Consider the following 19938-nt stretch of genomic DNA (forward strand, 5'->3'; position numbering starts at 1 on the left):
AGCAAGTATTGCGCTTAGTTATTACTTCTCCAAGGCTATAAGTTTTTAACTTATTTGACTTTAGTTGCGGGCTCTGCTATTTGTATGGGAAGTATATGTGTAGAAATATTAAGAAGGACTTATGTCAAATATGAGTATTCGCGATAAATTGGTTATCAAACCTGTTACCCTTGAACATTTAGATCAATTTGATGAATTATTACGTTATGTTTTCCAAGTCACTAGTCAAGACATTGAAAAATCAGGTTATGAAAAAGATGATGAGCTGTTGCGCGAAAAAAGGCCTGTTTTACAAAATACCGATGTGATTGGTTGGTTTAATAAAGATAAACTGGTTTCGCAGCTATGTATTTATCCTTGTAAAATAAATATTCATAATACTATTTTTGAAATGGCAGGATTGACTGGAGTAGGAACCTACCCTGAATATGCTAATTTAGGTTTGATGAATGACTTGATTAAAACGGCATTAACTAAAATGCGTGATAATCGGCAGTGGATCTCTTATCTTTATCCTTATTCGGTGCCATTTTATCGTAAAAAGGGATGGGAAATATTTAGTGAGCGCATTACCTTTAATATTAAAGACTCTCAGCTTCCTCATTATGAAAAACAACCTGGTTTTGTCGAACGATTAAATGTTGATGAGCAAGATGTCGTTGATATCTATAATCGTTTTTCGGCATCTAACCATGGTGCGCTAATTCGTAATAAGCTATCCTGGAACGAGTACTGGCGCTGGGAAAATGAACAAGATCGAACTGCCGCTATTTACCATGATCAAAATGGTCAGCCGATAGGTGCGATGTTTTATTGGATAGATAAAGATATATTTTATATTAAGGACATGATTTATTTAAATCAAGAAGCACGCAAGGGGTTATGGAATTTTGTTTACGCCCATTATTCGATGATAGATAAAGTAAAAGGGCGCATTTATCGCCATGATCCGATCGCTTTTCAGCTCGCAGATAGCCATATTAATGAAATAATTGAACCTTATTATATGGCTAGAATCGTTGATGTGGCAGAATTTCTCAAAGCTTATCCGTTTGCTGTTTTGCCTCAAGAGCCATTTCATTTTATCGTTACGGATCCTGTGGCAGAATGGAATAATGGTGTTTTTAGTCTCTATGTTGATAGTAACGGGCAACTAGGTATTGATAACCAACCAAGGGGGAAAAGCGTAGAGTTATCGATTCAGACTTTATCATCAATGCTGATGAGTTTTCGGCGACCGCACTTTTTTTATGAATACGAGCGATTAAAGACAGATAAGCAAATAGTCAAAATGCTAGATGAGATGATCCCATCTAAGCAACCCTATTTTTCAGATTATTTTTAATCTTATTTAGAACGTTTAACTCTACATGGATTGCCGATAGCAATACTATTGTCGGCAATAGATTTTGTAATAATGCTGCCTGCTCCAATCACACAATTATCACCAATTGTGATACCGGGTAAAACAACGACGTTACCGCCAAACCAGACATTGTTACCAACTGTAATAGGATATGCATATTCAACCCCACTATTGCGTTGCTTGACGTCTAATGGATGACCTGAGGTATAAAAGCTACAATTTGGCCCGATGAGTACATGGTCGCCAAATGTAATAGGTGCTGCGTCCAACATGATACAGTTAAAATTAGCAAAGAAATGATCACCAATACGAATATTGTAGCCATAGTCACACCAAAATCCAGGCATGATAATTGATCCAAAGCCAAAGTTATTAAGTAGTTGATGTAAAATATCTAAACGTGGTTGGGTTGCAGAGGGTTCAAGTTGATTGAATTTAAAACAGTAATCTTGCGCTGATAAACGCTCATAATTGAGTTCGTCTGCAGCTGGATGATAGAGCAGAGCACTTAACATTTTTTCTTTTTCAGTTGCCACTACATTTTCCTTATTGTTACTAATGATTTGAATATGATTACTCATATTCAAATCAGTTTTTAATTTATGCGCACAAATAATTGGTATATTATCAATTTTCGACTCTTTTGTTACTTAGTGTAAATGTTCCAATAATAAGCGAGACAATAACAATACATGAAACGACAAAGAAGATTTTATGATAGCCAACATCGTCAAATAGCATTCCTATTGGAATAGATAATACAATAATGCCAACAGATGTCGCAATTTGAAAGCCAACTAAAAATAGTGTTGAAGATAAACGTTTATCGAAATTTGCTGCATTATATTTAAATATCGAAATAACAAATAGAGGTACTTCAATTGCATGGAGCATCTTAATAAATGAAATAATATAAATATCATCAAAGATGGCCGAACCAAGAATACGACCAGTCATGATAATGCCGCCAAGTAGTAATGAATACTTTGGTCCGATACGATTAATTAACAAGGGTATACAAGCCATTCCAATACCTTCAAGGATGACTTGTACCGAGTTTAGCTGACCATAGACGCTGGCACCGATATTGGGATCGCTAAATAAATTAGCATAAAAAACAGGAAATAGTTGTTGATCATAAATATTATAAAATGACCAAGTGCCGAGGATAAAAATAACTAACCCCCAAAATTTGGCGTCCTTAAAAATAATAGCGAAATCATTTAAGGTAATTGAATTATAGCGATCATTTTTTTGCTGTATCTCTTTACGTTTGATTGATTTTGTTGGTCTGTAACAAACATTCGTAATAAAAAATAGAATCCCGACTATCGATACTGCCCAGAAATTAAAGTGGGGATTGATACTAAAAAATAACCCACCAATGGCGGCAGCAAGCGCATAACCCAAACATCCCCATAATCGGGCTTGACCATATTCAAAGCCAAATTTTCGGCTAATTTTTTCAACATAACTATCGATTAAACCACAAGCAGATAAGTAACCAAGAGAAAATAGAACCGATCCCAAAATAACACCAAGAATAAAATTGCTCGCTAATAAGGGTTCATAAACATAAATCAAAAATGGGCCGGTCATTATTAATATGATGCTAATAACCCACATTAAATTTTTACGAATGCCGAGTTTATCTTGAATTATACCGTATAGAATCATAAACGTAATGCTAGTGAATTGGTTAATTGAATAGATAGTTCCAAGATTTGAGCCACTGATTCCAATATTATTTTTTAACCAGATAGCATAAAATGACCACCATAATGACCAAGCAGCAAAAAAGAAAAATAGATATGAAGATGAGAATAGGTAGTTTTTATTATTAAAAGGTAGCGATATTTTCATATTATAATCCATTTTAGAGATAGAAAAGATAATGTTAACGTTACCAATTAAAAATATAAGATAATCGAAATAAAATCCGTGATATTGATAACATAATTCAAAAATTTAAAAAAATATCTAAACAGAAATATTTGGTTATTGTTTATGAGTTAAATGAAATACTAAAAATTAGTTGCTATCAAAGCTTAGTCATAAGAGAATATTTATAATCGTATATAACAGCAGAAATTTAGCAAATATATGCTATTTAGTTCAAAGAATCATAAAGTTAGATAAAGAGGTAATATGTTTGACATTATTGGTGATATACATGGGCAAGCGACCAAGCTAAAAAGTTTACTGTACAAATTGGGCTATAAAAAAACTAGATCGGGTTTTCAACATTTAAAATATAAAGCAATTTTTGTTGGTGATTTAATTGATAGAGGTCCGTATCAGCTTGAGACGCTGACTATTGTTAAAGAGATGGTTGATAACGGCAATGCTTATGTTGTGATGGGAAATCATGAATTTAATGCCATTGGCTGGAAAACTAACAATGAACGTGAAGCTGATACCTTTTTACGCAAGCATAATTATGCTAATCATAAACAACACAAAGCATTTTTGATGCAAATCGGCGAAAATTCCCAGCAGCATCTATATTGGATTAATTGGTTTAAATCACTGCCGTTATTTTTAGATTTTGATAAAATTCGAGTTATTCATGCTTGTTGGGATAGTAATATTATTAGGCTAATTTTGCCTTACCTTGAGCATAATAACGGCTTAAAAGAGCAATATATTCAGCAAGCTTTTAATCCCTCTTCTGCACTATTTAATTATTGTGAAACCTTATTAAAAGGTAAAGAGGTCACTTTACCTGATGGTATTTCCTATCATGATAAAGAGGGTACGCAGCGGCATAAATCAAGAATTAAATGGTGGCTTAAGCAAGCGGACACACTCAATGAGCTTTGTTTAATTCCCGATGATGAAAAGCTCCCCGCTCTTGAGCAAAAAGTAAAGCTACCGCTCGATGGTTATCAAGAACAGAAAATAGTATTTTTTGGTCATTATTGGTTAACAGGTAAACCCAGTATTCAAACAAATAAAGTGACTTGTGTTGATTATTCAGCGGCGATCGAATCAGGCAAACTCGTTGCTTATCGGTGGGAAGGCGAAGAGATATTAACAAATAAACATTTTATTTATTAATAGGTGAAATAAACTGTTGTTTTTTATGCTCGATTTTGGTGGCTATTTTGCTTAATTAAATTCCTATTTCCGCTCTGGTTATTGCCCATAACATAATTATTATCGTCATGTCACATATTTCATATTTTTCAATTTCAAAAATAGGTAATTAATTTTAGTATTAAGGTGTCGTTACAGCTTTTTAATATTCGGCGTTCTACGTTTTATCTAATTTACACCATCTAGGTATATTAAATCATAGGGGGATTGTTAATGAGAAAGGCATTTATTTCACCGGCAAAATACGTTCAAGGTGAGGATGAGTTATTAAATTTAGGTTATTTTGTCAATACGTTCGGCAATAAGGCATTGCTTATTGGTAATGCTCAAGATATTGATCGCGTGAGTGAACAGTTAAATAAAACTGCAAAAAAATATAAATGTGAATTTGTAATGGCTGATTTTAAAGGCGAGTGTTCAAGAGTAGAAGTCAGTCGCTTACAAAAATTGGCAGCGGAAAAAAGCTGTGATTGTATTGTTGCGCTAGGAGGGGGAAAAGCAATTGATGCGGCTAAATGTGTGGCGCAAGGTGATGCATTAATTATCGTGCCAACTATTGCGGCAACAGATGCACCGACTAGTCATTCCGCTGTATTATATACCGAAGATGGTGCGTTTGATGATTATGCTTATTTTAAACAAAACCCAAGTGTTGTATTAGTTGATACTAAAATTATTGCTAATGCACCCGTTCGTTTTTTAGTTTCTGGCATGGGGGATGCATTATCGACCTATTTTGAGGCTAGGGCTAATTATCACTCTTATGCTGCCGTTAATGCAGGGCTACCTTGTGGAAGTAAAGATGGCGCTATTGAACCCGCGAGGCAAACCATGGCTGCATTTGCATTAGCCACACTGTGCTACCAAACATTGCTTAGTGATGGCGTAAAAGCTAAGCAATCATGTGATAATAAGGTCGTTACCACCGCACTCGAAAATATTATTGAAGCTAATATATTACTATCTGGATTGGGTTTCGAAAGTGGCGGTTTAGCAGGCGCACATGCGATCCATGATGGATTAACGATATTGGAAGAGGCACATCACTATTATCACGGTGAAAAGGTCGCTTTTGGTACATTAGCACAATTAGTATTAGAAAATTCACCTAATGAAGAACTGCAAGAAGTGCTTGATTTTTGTTTAGCGGTAGGATTGCCAGTTTGTTTAGCCGATTTAGGCGTTAAATCTATAAATGATGCGCAACTAACTGCGATAGCAGAAAAAGCAACGATTAAAGATGAATCAATCCATGCGATGCCATTTCCTATCACTGTTGATGCTGTCAAAGCAGCTATTATTGTCGCAGATAAAATAGGGCGAGATTATAAGCAATACGGTACGTTTATTAAAGAATAAAGGTAATTGATATGAAAAAGTTAATGAATAATCCTGCCCATATTATTGATGAAATGATTGATGGATTAACTAAAAGTAATGCTCATTTAGTCGAACGCATAGAAAATACCACAATAGTTATCCGTAAAAATCTGCCCGCTAAAGTAGGCTTAATTAGTGGTGGTGGAAGTGGCCATGAACCCGCACATGCGGGTTTTGTTGGTCAAGGCATGCTAACTGCTGCCGTTTGTGGACAAGTATTTACTTCTCCTTCGCCAGATCAAATTCTGACGGCAATCCACGCTGCTGATAAAGGCCACGGCGTTTTTATGGTTGTTAAAAACTATTCTGGCGATATTATGAATTTTGAGATGGCTAAAGATTTAGCTGAAATGGACGGTATTGAGATTGATTACTGTATTGTCGCTGATGATATTGCTGTTGAAAATAGTACTTATACACAAGGACGACGAGGTGTCGCTGGTACGGTGCTCGTGCATAAAATTTTAGGTGCTGCAATTGATCAGGGGGCAACATTGGCAGAAGTGAAATCGCTCTCTGATACTATTTTACCGAATATAAAAACTATCGGCGTTGCTTTTTCAGGAGCAACGGTTCCTGAAGTTGGCAAACCTGGATTTGTTTTGCCTGATGATGAAATCGAATACGGCGTGGGGATTCACGGTGAACCTGGTTATCGACGTGAAAAACTACAATCATCTGCTGATTTAGCAAAAGAGTTAGTTAACAAATTAAATGATGAATTCAATTTTAAATCAGGCGATAACTATGCTTTATTAATTAATGGCTTAGGTTCAACAACATTAATGGAGCAATATGTTTTTGCAAATGATATTTTTAAATTACTAACAGATGCTGGTATTAAGATTTGTTTTAGTCAAGTTGGTAATTATATGACGGCGATCGACATGGCAGGTGCCTCATTAACATTAATGAAACTAGATGATGCTAAATGGACAGAATATTTAAACTATCGTGTAAACACAGTAGCTTGGTAATATGAGGGCGCAATTTTATGAATGTACAAGAAGTGCTAAATTGGTTAAATGATTTCTCTAGGTCTATTATGGATAATAAAGCTTATCTAAGCGAGCTTGATACGCCAATTGGTGATGGTGATCATGGCAATAACATGTTTCGTGGTGTGACAGCTATGCAGCAACAGTTAAAAGAAAAACAACCTGCAACTGTTGCGGATACATTTAAAGTTGCAGCGATGGCATTAATGAGCAATGTCGGTGGTGCTTCTGGTCCTTTGTATGGTAGCGCTTTTATTGCTATGTCGAAAAAAGCTAATGAAAGCGAGCAGCTCTCAGAATTAATTTTGGCTGGCGCAGAAGGCATTCAATCTAGAGGAAAAGCGACGTTTAATGAAAAAACGATGGTCGATATTTGGTTTGCTGTGGCAAATGCGCTAAAAGCTAAACAACTAACTCAGGCAACAATAGACAATGCTATTATTGCAACTAAAGATTTAAAAGCCACGAAAGGACGGGCATCTTATTTAGGTGATCGTTCAATTGGGCATCTAGACCCAGGGACCGTTTCTAGTGGGTACCTATTTACAACGATGATACATAATTTAGCAGGTGAGTTAGTATGATAAGTTTAATTTTAGTCGCTCATAGTAAAATGATAACCGATGGTCTAAAGCATATGATCGACGGTATGGCCAATAATAATAATGTTACAGCCATTTCAGCTGGTGGTATGGAAAATGGTGCATTTGGCACTAATCCTATTACCATTTATGATGCGATTATTGCTGAATCGGAAAGTGAAAAAATACTTATTTTTACCGATTTAGGCAGCGCGGTATTAAGCGCTGAAATGGCAATCGATATGCTAACGAGCGAAGTACAAAGTAAAGTCTCTTTGGTTGATGCGCCATTAGTGGAAGGGGCATTTATTACCGCTGTGCAGATCACAGATTTAAATAATCTAGATGATGTGATAGCGGAAGTTGAAGAAATGTAAAATTAAACTATTTAATACGATTAAAAATACAAGCCCTGCTATCCAGGGCTTCAGATTGCTGACAAACCTCGATATTATTCGGGGTTTATTTTTTTATTTTAGCCATAAATACGATTTTTAATTGAAATTTTATTAAATCCATTCAAAAGTGACCTAAAATAGAGCAATAAAAATAGCTTTAGCGCTATTTTCTTTATATTTTGTGCTGTTGCGGCTAACAAACACTGCATTTGCACCTTAGCAAGCCCTCTAAATCTCGCATAACGATGTCCATGATGTTGTTTGGCGTCAGCAAAACTTCGTTCGACGGTCTCTTTTCGTCTCGCATAAACTTTTTTACCCCATTTACTTAGACGAATATCATTCGCTTTTTCTTTATCGGCTTCCCAGATATGGCGAGTGATTATTTTCAAACTATTTTTACTTTGTGTACACTGTGATAATAAAGGACACTGCTTGCAAACACATGCTTTAGAATGATAATGACGGTAACCTTCACGACTTGTTGTTTTATAAATCAGTGATTGCCCATTGGGGCAGGTATAGGTATCGCGTTGACTATCATAAATAAACTGCCGTTTTCGTATGGCATTCGCGCCATGATTCGGCCTGCGATAACCGATTACGGGATATATCTGCTCAGCTAACAATAAATGGCAAATAGGGGCGGTAAAATACCCCGCATCAAGACCCACACCAACAGGCGCAAAGTTAAACCGAGTGACCTGCCGTTTGAGCCGAGCAAGATAAGGTTGAGAATCATGAACATTTCCCGCCGTAACATGCGTATCGGTAATTAGATTATGTTTACCATCAACCGTTCGGTGGTCAAGATAAAAGAACCCTTTAGGTTTGCCTTCCCGATGCATAAAACCGCTTTCTCGGTCGGTGGTGCTGATTTTAACGGCTTTATACCGTGTTTCCGTCCTTGGCGCTAAGGCTTTTTTCCATGTGTAGCCCGCTCTTCCTCAATCGCGTTATTTAACTCATTAATATATTGGCTCGGCTCTATAATACGCTTTTCATTACATGCTTTTCCCTTATTGGCACTGGCTTTAAGATGCGTGCTATCCGAATATAAGATACGGCCGCTAATTAAGCCTTTCGCGATAGCTTGCTCGACAATATTATCAAAAATCTGTTGATAAATGTCACTATCATTAAATCGACGTCGACGATTTTGGCTTAGGGTTGACGCGTCAATCACTTTTTCGGTTAATCCCATCCCCAAAAACCAACGATAAGCTAAGTTAACCTGTATTTCTTGCACCAATCGCCGCTCACTGGGAATGCCGAAAAGATAACCTAATAACATAATTTTGAATAATCTGACGGGATCTTCTGCCGGGCGTCCATTATCCTTACAATAAAGGGACGCCACCGCATCGCGAATAAATTCGAAATCAATAATCTTAGCAATTTTACGGACAAGATGGTTTTGAGGAACAAGGGCTTCGAGCGATATTTGTTCTATTTTTTCAGGGGTTGCTGGTGTCGGTTTTCTAAGCATCGGGACATACCTTTGATAGTTACACACCACACTATTAGATCAAAAAACTCGCTAAAAAGCGAGTTCTTTGTCAACAATCTGAAGCCCTGCTATCCAGGGCTTGTTATTATGCTTCAGGTGGGGTTTCGGCTTCGTTATAAGTTGATAATAGTTGTAAGAACTTATACTTCGCATTTACCGCTTTATTTGCCTGCAAATGAAGTTTCTCGGCCGTTATTGGTTCCAATGTCTCCAGCCGTTTAAAACGCTGCTCTTTAAGCAACGTTTCACTCAGCATATCGCTGCTCGGCGGCCTTGAATCAAGGCTAAGTGCTGATTGCCCGTCTAACGCTTTGCGTGGATCATATCGATATAACGACCAGAAACCTGATTTTACTAAATCTTTCATCTGTTCGTGAGATTTAGCTAAATCATAACCATGCTCTTCACAAGGACTATAAGCAATCACAATTGATGGGCCATTATAGGCTTCCGCTTCTTGCAATGCTTTAATTGTTTGATTAAGCTGTGCTCCAAGAGCAATTTGTGCTACATAAACATGACCATACATCATCATGCTCACCCCTAAATCTTTACGTGCTTTTTGTTTGCCTAAATCGGCAAATTTAGATACTGCGCCCATTGGTGTTGCTTTGGATTGCTGGCCGCCAGTATTTGAATAACATTGTGTATCTAATACTAAAATATTCACATTTTCAGTCAAGCTCATCACATGGTCAAGCCCACCAAAGCCGATATCGTATGCCCAGCCATCTCCGCCAATTGCCCAAACAGATTTATCAATTAAGTAGTCTGCATTGACTTGCAATTCTTTGGCCGCTGGTGACATTAAGCTTGTTAACTGTCGCCGTAATGCTTCGATTAATTGACGCTTTTCATTTAATGATGTTTCGGATGATTTTATACCAACCACTAAATCTGGTGGCACTTCTGCTGCGACTTCGTTAAGTAACCGTAATGCCCGATTTTTATGTTGATCATACGTTAGACGGTAACCTAAAGCGAATTCAGCATTATCTTCAAATAGTGAATTCGCCCAAGCAGGTCCTCTGCCATTTTTGTCAGTAGTGTACGGTGTTGATGGCAAATTACCGCCATAAATAGATGAACACCCGGTCGCATTGGCAATTGCTAGATGGGCGCCATAAAGTTGAGTAAGGAGTTTAATATAAGGCGTTTCACCGCAACCAGCACAGGCTCCTGAGTACTCAAATAATGGTGTTAGTAATTGTGATGTTCGAATATCAATACGTTCAATCGTATTTCGGTCACGATCAGGAAGACTAATAAAATAGTCATAGTTTTCTTTTTGCGCGGCAAGATTATCAATGCGTGATGCCATATTAATCGATTTGATATCAAAATCATTACGATCACGAGAAGGGCAAACTTCGACACATAAATTACAACCAGTACAATCTTCTGGTGCAACTTGCAATACATAGCGTTGGCCTTTCATATCTCGCGCTTTGACTTCCAATGAGCTTAACGTTGCAGGTGCATTTTCCATCTCTTGTGGTGCGACAACTTTAGCGCGTATGGCTGCGTGAGGACAAGCCACAACGCAGTGATTACATTGTGTACATAGATCGGGTCGCCAAATAGGAATAGAATCGGCAATGTTACGTTTTTCCCATTTAGTTGTGCCAACTGGCCAAGTACCATCGGGTGGAAAAGCGGATACGGGCAGGCTATCACCAATACCTGCTAACATAGCAGCAGTGACAGTCTTAACAAAGTCTGGTGCATTGTTGGGGACAATTGGCGGCATTGATTTGCTATTTTTATCCACACACATTAATGGAATGTTTTCAAGTGAGCTTACTGCCATATCAATGGCTTTCCAGTTACGCTCGACAAGTTCTTGCCCTTTACTATTATAGGCTTTAGCAACAATATCTTTCAGTTTTTCAGTAGTGAAATCCTTTTTGAATATTTCAGCCAAATAGAAGAAGGCAGCTTGCATAACGGTATTAATTCGTGCACCAAGTCCACACTCACGGGCTATTTTTGCCGCATTGATAATATAAAAGTGAGCACGTTTTTTAATTAACTCAGCCTGTACTTCTTTTGGCAAACGATGCCAGACTTCATCTTTGCTATATGGTGTATTGAGTAAGAAAATTCCATCGTCTTTTAAATGCTGAACAATTTGGTATTTATCAATAAACTGGTCTTGATGGCAGCCAATAAAATGAGCACTATCAATAAGGTAAGATGATTCAATTGGCTCAAGGCTAACACGTAAATGCGAAACAGTTAAGCCGCCTGCTTTTTTCGAGTCATAGACAAAATAACCTTGAACATGGAAAGGAGAACTATCACCAATAATTTTAATATTATTTTTGGTTGCCGAAACCGTCCCATCACTCCCTAACCCATAGAAGAGGGCTTCCAAGGCTGATTTCTGTTTAATTGATTTATTCGGTAACGGTAATGATAGTCCTGTTATATCATCAAATATACCGACGGTAAAGCGTGGGCGAGGGTTATCTAAATTAAGTTCGTTAAATATTGCTAATACGCAGCGTGGATCAAACTCTTTTGAGGAGAGACCATATCTACCACCAATAATTATAGGGAGATATTTGCGCTCTCCTCGTGAGAAAGCTTCAGCAAAGGCGGTCATAACGTCAAGATAAAGTGGTTCAGCAAGTGCCCCAGGTTCTTTCGTCCGGTCAAGTACCGCAATTTTCTTTATTGATGAAGGGATTACCTCTAGCAGATGTTTAGCAGAAAAAGGGCGGTATAGTCTTACTACGACAACCCCTACTTTTTCGCCTTGACCAAGCAAATTGTCGATAACTTCTTTTGCGGTGCCAATAGCCGATCCCATTAAGATAATCAGTCTATCGGCATCTTTCGCACCATAGTACTCAAATGGTTGATACTTTCTGCCTGTTTCTTTCTCAAATGCCGCCATTGCATCGACAACATATTGATAAGTATTATCATAATAGCTATTAATCGCTTCGCGGCATTGGAAATAGGTATCTGGATTGGCCGATGTTCCCCTGACAACCGGTGCATCAGGGGTTAATGCACGAGCTCTATGAGCTGCAATCGAGCTGCTAGGAAGTAAATTTTTAATCACCTCATCACTAATTGGTGTAATTTTATTAATTTCATGAGAGGTTCTAAAACCATCAAAAAAATGAATAAATGGAATTCGGCTAGTAAACGAAGCGATTTGTGCGATGAGGGCAAAATCTTGCGCCTCTTGTACTGAACTTGCACAAAGCATGGCACAGCCTGTTTGACGTACGGCCATAACATCAGAATGATCACCAAAAATAGATAATGCGTGAGTTGCAATAGTTCTGGCTGCGACATGAAGGACAAATGGGGTTAATTCACCTGCAATTTTATATAGCGAGGGGATCATTAATAATAAGCCTTGCGATGAGGTAAATGTCGTCGCAAGCGCTCCTGTCATTAAGGCGCCATGTACCGTTGCAATCGCCCCAGCCTCCGATTGCATTTCAATGACTTTAGGGATGTCGCCAAATACATTTTGTTTACTAAACTCCGACCAAGTACTCGCTTGCTCTGCCATTGTTGAACTTGGTGTAATAGGATATATCGCAATGACTTCGTTAGCGCGATAAGCAACGGAAGATACCGCGCTATTTGCATCTGTTGTAATCATTAAAAGAACCTTCTATTTATCGAATAATGACATTATTGCTCGTGTTATAACGATGTATTGTAGCAGAAACTCAAAAAACTTTGAGCAATTAATCAATTAAAACTTTCATTAAAAGTAACCTTACCAAATGTATTGATAAAACTATTTCTAGTTTGAGTATAGATTGGCATAACAAGTTATTGGCTTTTCGCTTAATTATTATTATCATTATGCTTTCAGGTAAAATAATTTATTCAATTAGGCATCATTCATGCAAAGTGACAAACAGCAAAGACGAGTACTGGCAGTACATGATATTTCATGTGTTGGTCGATGTTCACTAACTGTCGCATTACCTATTTTATCCGTCGCAGGTATTGAAACCGCAATTATCCCCACTTCGATATTATCAACTCATACTGGTGGATTTGAGGGGTTTACTTTTAGAGATTTAACTAATGATATATTACCTATTGTTGATCATTGGCAAACGTTATCGCTCAAATTTGATAGCATTTATACTGGTTATTTAGGCTCTATAAAACAACTGGATATTATTACGACACTATTTAATCGACTGAAACAAAGAGATACCTTAATTTTTGTCGATCCAGTTATGGGCGATCACGGAAAGTTATATACTAATTTTGCGGCTGATTTTCCCCATAAAATGGCTTGCTTTTGTCAATCAGCTGATATTATAAAACCTAATATGACTGAAGCTTTTTTAATGCTTGATGAGCCATATCAAGAAGGTCCTTATACCAAAGCTTATATTGAGTCGCTAGTTAAACGTCTTGCTAAATTAGGGCCTAAATTGGTCGTACTGACAGGGGTTTATTTAATTGGCAATGAACAACAAATCGGCGTAGCCGCTTACGAACAGCGTTCAGATAATATTATCTATCGCTTTGCCGACCGAATTGCTGGCGTTTATCACGGTACGGGTGATATTTTTGCGAGTACACTATTGGCAGCATTACTTAACCATAAACCATTAGTAGAGGCAATCACAATAGCGATAGCATTTACGGTTAGTAGTATAAAACGAACCAAAGCGGCTGCGAGTGATGTGCGCTATGGTGTTAATTTTGAGGCAGGATTATCCGATCTTGGTTTATTACTCCAAGAAAAAAAATAGTATTCAAGCTATTTTACACTTTGCCGATGATATAACTAAAATATTAACAACTGATTAAATTATCAGCAAAATTAGATGTGTTATTCATGTTTGTTCTATTTCTGTGTAATTATTAGTTTATTTTATGACAAAATAACTAATAGTTACTGGATAAATTGAGAGACATAAGATAGCATTAGCGCGCAGGTTTTTAATCTAGGTTTGCTACTATTATTTTGAGGGGTCTTATGCGTAAATATTTTCATCTATGGATCATTGTCTTTTGTACCGTTTTTGTTTTAAGCGCATGTGATAATAAGCAAAAACAAGGTAGTGAAAGCCAAACTTCAAATATAAACGCTACAACTATTGTTATTGGTCTTGATGATAATTTCCCCCCAATGGGATTTCGTGATGAATCAAACAATTTGGTGGGTTTTGACATCGATTTAGCCCGTCAGGCAGCGAAAAGAGCCGATTTAGATGTTGAATTTAAACCGATTGATTGGTCAGCTAAAGAAGCTGAACTTAATAGCGAACGGGTTGATGCATTATGGAATGGTTTAACCATTACCGATGCGAGAGAAAATAATGTTTTATTTTCCAAGCCTTATATGATTAATCACCAAATTATTGTCGTTGCACCAGATAGTAATATACATAATAAAGCTGATTTAGCTGGCAAAATTATTGGGTTACAAAATGGTAGCAGTGCACTTAATGCAGTTAATACCGATCCTATTCACGCATCATTTGCTGCTTTGAACCAGTACGCAGATAATGTGACCGCGCTGTTAGATTTAAGCAATCAGCGTCTTGATGCCGTTGTTGTTGATGAAGTAGTTGGTCGCTACTATGTAGCTAAAAAACCGAATCAATACCGTGTATTGGATGATAATTTTGGCCAAGAGCAATACGGGATAGGTTTCAAGAAAGGTAATACTGAATTACAACAAAAAATTCAGAATTCATTAGACAGTATGCAAGCTGATGGTACTATGGCTAGAATTTCAAAAAAATGGTTTGGTAAAGATGTTACAAAATAACGCTTAGCAAGACTATTTTTTAACGCAGCCCGTTATTGGACTGCGTTGTTGTTTTTATAGGAATATAGATGGATTACTTATTGCAAATCGGCCCACAATTATGGGTTGGTGCAAAACTGACACTGGGTCTGTTTTTTATTACACTATTGCTATCCATTCCGTTTGGATTGTTATTAGCATTAATGCGTTTGTCTAAAATAAAACTATTAGAATATTTGGTAAATGCTTATATTTGGCTAATGCGTGGTACGCCGTTAATGCTACAAATATTTTTTATCTATTTTGCCTTACCGATGCTAAAAATTCGTTTTGATAGTTTTTCAACTGCAGCACTTGCCTTTGCGTTAAATTATGCGGCCTATTTTGCTGAAATTTTCCGCTCAGGTATTCAAGGTGTAAATAAAGGGCAATATGAAGCAGCGAAAACTCTAGGCATGAATTATAGCCAGACGATGTGGCGAATTGTATTGCCACAAATGGTAAAAAAAATTCTTCCACCACTTAGTAATGAAACTATCACTTTAGTTAAAGACACTTCGTTGGTATATGTTATCGCATTACAAGACTTGATGCGTGTCGCTTATCAACTCGTTCAGCGTGATTTTGATTTATCCCCCTTTTTTATTGCAGCGGTATTTTATCTGTTAATGACGCTTATTTTGACTTGGCTATATCAAAAACTGGAGAGATACTATGCCCGCTACGATGACTAATAACATGATTTGTGCTGAGCAAATTTATAAATCATTTGGTAGTTTAGCGGTGCTAAAAGGGGTAGATTTGTCCGTTGCTAACTCAGAAGTTGTAGCAATTATTGGTTCATCTGGATCAGGAAAATCAACGCTATTACGTTGTTTAAACCATCTAGAGCAGATTGATTCAGGCAATATTGCAATTGAAAGCGAATGGATGGTGAAAAATAGCATTGCTAATCAAGCTATTTATCAACCAGAACGCGAAATTAAACGAATTTGTAGCAAAATGGGTATGGTTTTTCAGCACTTTAATCTCTTCCCGCATATGACAGTATTGCAAAATATTATTGAAGCACCAATGGTTGTCAAAAAGATGAAACGTGAGGAAATTGTACCGCTAGCAAGAGAACTATTATCCAAAGTTGGCTTGTTGAATAAGGAAGATGTTTATCCTTCACAATTATCTGGAGGTCAAAAACAACGTGTAGCTATTGCTCGAGCTTTAGCAATGCAACCAGATATTATGCTATTCGATGAACCGACATCAGCATTAGACCCCGAATTAACCGGGGAAGTGTTAAAGACTATGCAGCAATTAGCGGAAGATAAAATGACCATGGTAATTGTAACTCACGAGATGGGCTTTGCTCGAGAAGTTGCTAATACAGTACTTTTTATGGATAAAGGTGTTATTGTTGAATCTGGCCCTGCCAAATTGTTGTTTGACAACCCACAAAACCAACGCACACAAGAATTTTTAAGCTCAATGTTTAAGTGATTCAATAGGATATTAGAACAAAAAATGGCGCAATAAGCGCCATTTCAGATTGTTGACAAAGAACTCGCTTTTTAGCGAGTTTTTTGATCTAATAGTGTGGTGTGTAACTATCAAAGGTATGTCCCGATGCTTAGAAAACCGACACCAGCAACCCCTGAAAAAATAGAACAAATATCGCTCGAAGCCCTTGTTCCTCAAAACCATCTTGTCCGTAAAATTGCTAAGATTATTGATTTCGAATTTATTCGCGATGCGGTGGCGTCCCTTTATTGTAAGGATAATGGACGCCCGGCAGAAGATCCCGTCAGATTATTCAAAATTATGTTATTAGGTTATCTTTTCGGCATTCCCAGTGAGCGGCGATTGGTGCAAGAAATACAGGTTAACTTAGCTTATCGTTGGTTTTTGGGGATGGGATTAACCGAAAAAGTGATTGACGCATCAACCCTAAGCCAAAATCGTCGACGTCGATTTAATGATAGTGACATTTATCAACAGATTTTTGATAATATTGTCGAGCAAGCTATCGCGAAAGGCTTAATTAGCGGCCGTATCTTATATTCGGATAGCACGCATCTTAAAGCCAGTGCCAATAAGGGAAAAGCATGTAATGAAAAGCGTATTATAGAGCCGAGCCAATATATTAATGAGTTAAATAACGCGATTGAGGAAGAGCGGGCTACACATGGAAAAAAGCCTTAGCGCCAAGGACGGAAACACGGTATAAAGCCGTTAAAATCAGCACCACCGACCGAGAAAGCGGTTTTATGCATCGGGAAGGCAAACCTAAAGGGTTCTTTTATCTTGACCACCGAACGGTTGATGGTAAACATAATCTAATTACCGATACGCATGTTACGGCGGGAAATGTTCATGATTCTCAACCTTATCTTGCTCGGCTCAAACGGCAGGTCACTCGGTTTAACTTTGCGCCTGTTGGTGTGGGTCTTGATGCGGGGTATTTTACCGCCCCTATTTGCCATTTATTGTTAGCTGAGCAGATATATCCCGTAATCGGTTATCGCAGGCCGAATCATGGCGCGAATGCCATACGAAAACGGCAGTTTATTTATGATAGTCAACGCGATACCTATACCTGCCCCAATGGGCAATCACTGATTTATAAAACGACAAGTCGAGAAGGTTACCGTCATTATCACTCTAAAGCATGTGTTTGCAAGCAGTGTCCGTTATTATCACAGTGTACACAAAGTAAAAATAGTTTGAAAATAATCACTCGCCATATCTGGGAAGCCGATAAAGAAAAAGCGAATGATATTCGTCTAAGTAAATGGGGTAAAAAAGTTTATGCGAGACGAAAAGAGACCGTCGAGCGAAGTTTTGCTGACGCCAAACAACATCATGGACATCGTTATGCGAGATTTAGAGGGCTTGCTAAGGTTCAAATGCAGTGTTTGTTAGCCGCAACAGCACAAAATATAAAGAAAATAGCGTTAAAGCTATTTTTATTGCTCTATTTTAGGTCACTTTTGAATGGATTTAATAAAATTTCAATTAAAAATCGTATTTATGGCTAAAATAAAAAAATAAACCCCGAATAATATCGAGGTTTGTCAGCAATCTGAAATGGCGCAATAAGCGCCATTTTTCTTATTTACTTAATGCATAGCTCAATCGGTTGATAGGCTTTAACATCGAATAAACCCGTAGAGGTTAATTTTAACTCAGGAATAACCGGTAAGGTCATAAATACAAGCGTCATTAACGGGTGAGCATCTGGATTAATACCAAAAGACTCTTTGGCTACTTTAATCATATTATGCAGCGCATCCGCAACGTCTTGTGCCGGTTTATCCGACATTAATCCCGCGACAGGTAAGGCTAGATTGGCTAATACTCGACCATTTTGGCATAATGAAAATCCACCGCCCATCGCCTCAACATCTTTAACGGCTGCTAGCATATCGGCGTCATTATCACCGACAACCACTAAGTTATGGGAATCATGAGCGACAGATACTGCAATCGCACCATCTTTTAAGCCATAATTGGCTAAAATACCAAGACCAATGTTGCCAGTTGCATGGTGGCGCTCAATTACCGCTAGTTTATTTAATCCTGGATTTAACCTTGCATCAAAATTACCTTCACTGTCTTTATTGACCTCAATTTGTAAGTGAGTCGTTACCACACTTCCTGGCTTTACACCGATAACATTGACTTTCTCTGTTGATAATGGCAGCGTAAAGCTTTGAGCTATGAGTTTAGGCAAGCGGACAGTATTAAGTACGGTATCCGATATATAATCAGGCCATTCGACTAACAATTTACCATCGCGAGCGATCTCTTTACCAGCAACAAAAACATGTTTGGCGGTAAAATCTTTTAGGTTATCAACGATTAGGAGGTCAGCATCATAGTTTGGTGCGATAGCACCTTTATCTTTGAGACGGAAGCATTCGGCGGCATTAAGGGTGGCAAGGCTTATTGCCATGAGTGGATCTAAACCATTTTCCACAGCAAGTCTTAAACTTTTATTAATATGACCCGTTGCTAAAATATCTGCTGGCTCGCGATCATCCGTACAAAGCACGCAGCGACGGGCATTCGCTGGTGTAATTGCGGATAATAAATTAAGTAAATCTTTACAGGTAGAGCCTTCTCGCAATAAGACATATTGGCCTAGCCGAATACGCTCTAACATCTCTTGTTGAGTGCTGCATTCGTGGTCAGTCATAATACCTCCCATAACATAAGCGGTAAGGTTTTTACCCGTTACACCAGGGCTATGACCATCAATCACGCGATCATGATCTTTTGCCATCCAGAGTTTATTCATCATTTTTTCATCATGATTAATTACACTAGGGTAGTCCATTACTTCGCCTAAGCCTTTAACGCCCGGTTCATTAATTAATTTGACTAAATCTTCGGCTTCAAGCGTACAGCCAGCTTGTTCATAAGGCGTTGCCGGAACACAAGAGGGCAGCATTATCTGTACATTTAATGGCGTCTTACGCGATGCTTCTAACATATAACGAATGCCATCTAAGCCACAAACATTACCGATTTCATGAGGATCGGCAATAACTGTTGTGGTACCAAAAGGTAAAATGCAACGGGCAAATTGAGGTGGGGTTAGCGATGATGACTCTATGTGGACATGACCATCAATTAAACCAGGCAGAACGTAGCCGCCATTTGCGTCGATTATTTCTTTCGCTGTATAATCGGCACCATAACCGACAATTTTACCATGACCGATAGCTAAGGGGCCATCAACGATAAGCTGGTTATAAACATCAATCACTTTACAATTGGTGATTAAAAGGTCGGCGTCTTTTCTACCTGCCGCCATATCAATAAGGTCATTTAACTGTTGTCGTTTTTTCACTGTAA

General features: G+C 37.9%; 16 protein-coding genes. 11 read left to right on the plus strand and 5 right to left on the minus strand.

Annotated elements, in window-relative coordinates:
* Positions 1-121: 121 nt before the first annotated feature.
* A complete protein-coding gene (locus RHO12_00415) occupies positions 122-1345 on the plus strand; it encodes a GNAT family N-acetyltransferase (GenBank protein ID WVD66253.1) in 1224 nt (407 codons plus the stop codon).
* A 2-nt stretch (positions 1346-1347) separates the two neighbouring features.
* Here the strand turns inward: RHO12_00415 and RHO12_00420 are convergent, their stop codons facing one another.
* A complete protein-coding gene (locus tag RHO12_00420) occupies positions 1348-1902 on the minus strand; it encodes a sugar O-acetyltransferase (GenBank protein WVD66254.1) in 555 nt (184 codons plus the stop codon).
* 91 nt (positions 1903-1993) lie between these two features.
* Positions 1994-3229: an oligosaccharide MFS transporter gene (locus tag RHO12_00425; GenBank protein WVD66255.1), complete on the minus strand. Its 1236-nt coding sequence runs from the start codon at positions 3227-3229 to the stop codon at positions 1994-1996.
* A 285-nt stretch (positions 3230-3514) separates the two neighbouring features.
* Between RHO12_00425 and RHO12_00430 the strand changes: the two genes are divergently transcribed.
* From RHO12_00430 to dhaM, 5 genes are all read left to right on the plus strand, one after another.
* Positions 3515-4426 (plus strand): metallophosphoesterase, encoded by a 912-nt coding sequence (locus tag RHO12_00430; protein ID WVD66256.1) that lies wholly within the window; start codon positions 3515-3517, stop codon positions 4424-4426.
* Between the two features lie 252 nt (positions 4427-4678).
* Complete coding sequence (locus RHO12_00435; GenBank protein ID WVD66257.1) at positions 4679-5824, plus strand: glycerol dehydrogenase; 1146 nt, start codon at positions 4679-4681, stop codon at positions 5822-5824.
* Between the two features lie 11 nt (positions 5825-5835).
* The gene (gene dhaK, locus RHO12_00440; protein ID WVD66258.1) at positions 5836-6822 is read left to right on the plus strand and encodes a dihydroxyacetone kinase subunit DhaK; all 987 of its coding nucleotides are present in this window, start codon (positions 5836-5838) and stop codon (positions 6820-6822) included.
* 17 nt (positions 6823-6839) lie between these two features.
* Entirely contained in the window at positions 6840-7427 is a 588-nt protein-coding gene (gene dhaL, locus RHO12_00445; protein ID WVD66259.1) for a dihydroxyacetone kinase subunit DhaL, read from the plus strand.
* Positions 7424-7801: a dihydroxyacetone kinase phosphoryl donor subunit DhaM gene (gene dhaM, locus RHO12_00450; protein WVD66260.1), complete on the plus strand. Its 378-nt coding sequence runs from the start codon at positions 7424-7426 to the stop codon at positions 7799-7801. The genes dhaL and dhaM overlap by 4 nt, the downstream gene beginning before the upstream one ends.
* Before the next feature lie 98 nt (positions 7802-7899).
* On the opposite strand, the gene RHO12_00455 is transcribed toward dhaM, so the two are convergent.
* A protein-coding gene (locus RHO12_00455) for an IS1182 family transposase (protein WVD66261.1) occupies positions 7900-9311 on the minus strand; the annotation gives its coding sequence in 2 pieces (ribosomal slippage) (positions 7900-8738 and positions 8738-9311; 1413 coding nt in all).
* A 106-nt stretch (positions 9312-9417) separates the two neighbouring features.
* Entirely contained in the window at positions 9418-12960 is a 3543-nt protein-coding gene (nifJ, locus tag RHO12_00460; GenBank protein ID WVD66262.1) for a pyruvate:ferredoxin (flavodoxin) oxidoreductase, read from the minus strand.
* A gap of 250 nt (positions 12961-13210) precedes the next feature.
* Here nifJ and RHO12_00465 point away from each other — a divergent pair, with 250 nt between their 5' ends.
* The 5 genes from RHO12_00465 to RHO12_00485 all read left to right on the plus strand — a co-directional run bounded on the left by RHO12_00465 (position 13211) and on the right by RHO12_00485 (position 18116).
* Entirely contained in the window at positions 13211-14080 is an 870-nt protein-coding gene (locus RHO12_00465; protein ID WVD66263.1) for a pyridoxamine kinase, read from the plus strand.
* Between the two features lie 227 nt (positions 14081-14307).
* Entirely contained in the window at positions 14308-15105 is a 798-nt protein-coding gene (locus tag RHO12_00470; protein WVD66264.1) for an amino acid ABC transporter substrate-binding protein, read from the plus strand.
* 68 nt (positions 15106-15173) lie between these two features.
* Positions 15174-15818 (plus strand): amino acid ABC transporter permease, encoded by a 645-nt coding sequence (locus tag RHO12_00475; GenBank protein WVD66265.1) that lies wholly within the window; start codon positions 15174-15176, stop codon positions 15816-15818.
* 4 nt (positions 15819-15822) lie between these two features.
* Positions 15823-16578, plus strand: a complete 756-nt coding sequence (locus tag RHO12_00480) for an amino acid ABC transporter ATP-binding protein (GenBank protein WVD67410.1) — start codon at positions 15823-15825, stop codon at positions 16576-16578.
* Positions 16579-16704: 126 nt separating this feature from the next.
* A protein-coding gene (locus tag RHO12_00485) for an IS1182 family transposase (GenBank protein ID WVD66266.1) occupies positions 16705-18116 on the plus strand; the annotation gives its coding sequence in 2 pieces (ribosomal slippage) (positions 16705-17278 and positions 17278-18116; 1413 coding nt in all).
* A 77-nt stretch (positions 18117-18193) separates the two neighbouring features.
* On the opposite strand, the gene ade is transcribed toward RHO12_00485, so the two are convergent.
* On the minus strand, positions 18194-19933 hold the full coding sequence (gene ade, locus RHO12_00490) for an adenine deaminase (GenBank protein ID WVD66267.1): 1740 nt from the start codon (positions 19931-19933) through the stop codon (positions 18194-18196).
* Positions 19934-19938: the final 5 nt, after the last annotated feature.

This window comes from Orbaceae bacterium lpD02 (genome assembly GCA_036251875.1).
In the GTDB taxonomy this organism is placed as follows: Bacteria; Pseudomonadota; Gammaproteobacteria; order Enterobacterales; family Orbaceae; genus Orbus; species Orbus sturtevantii.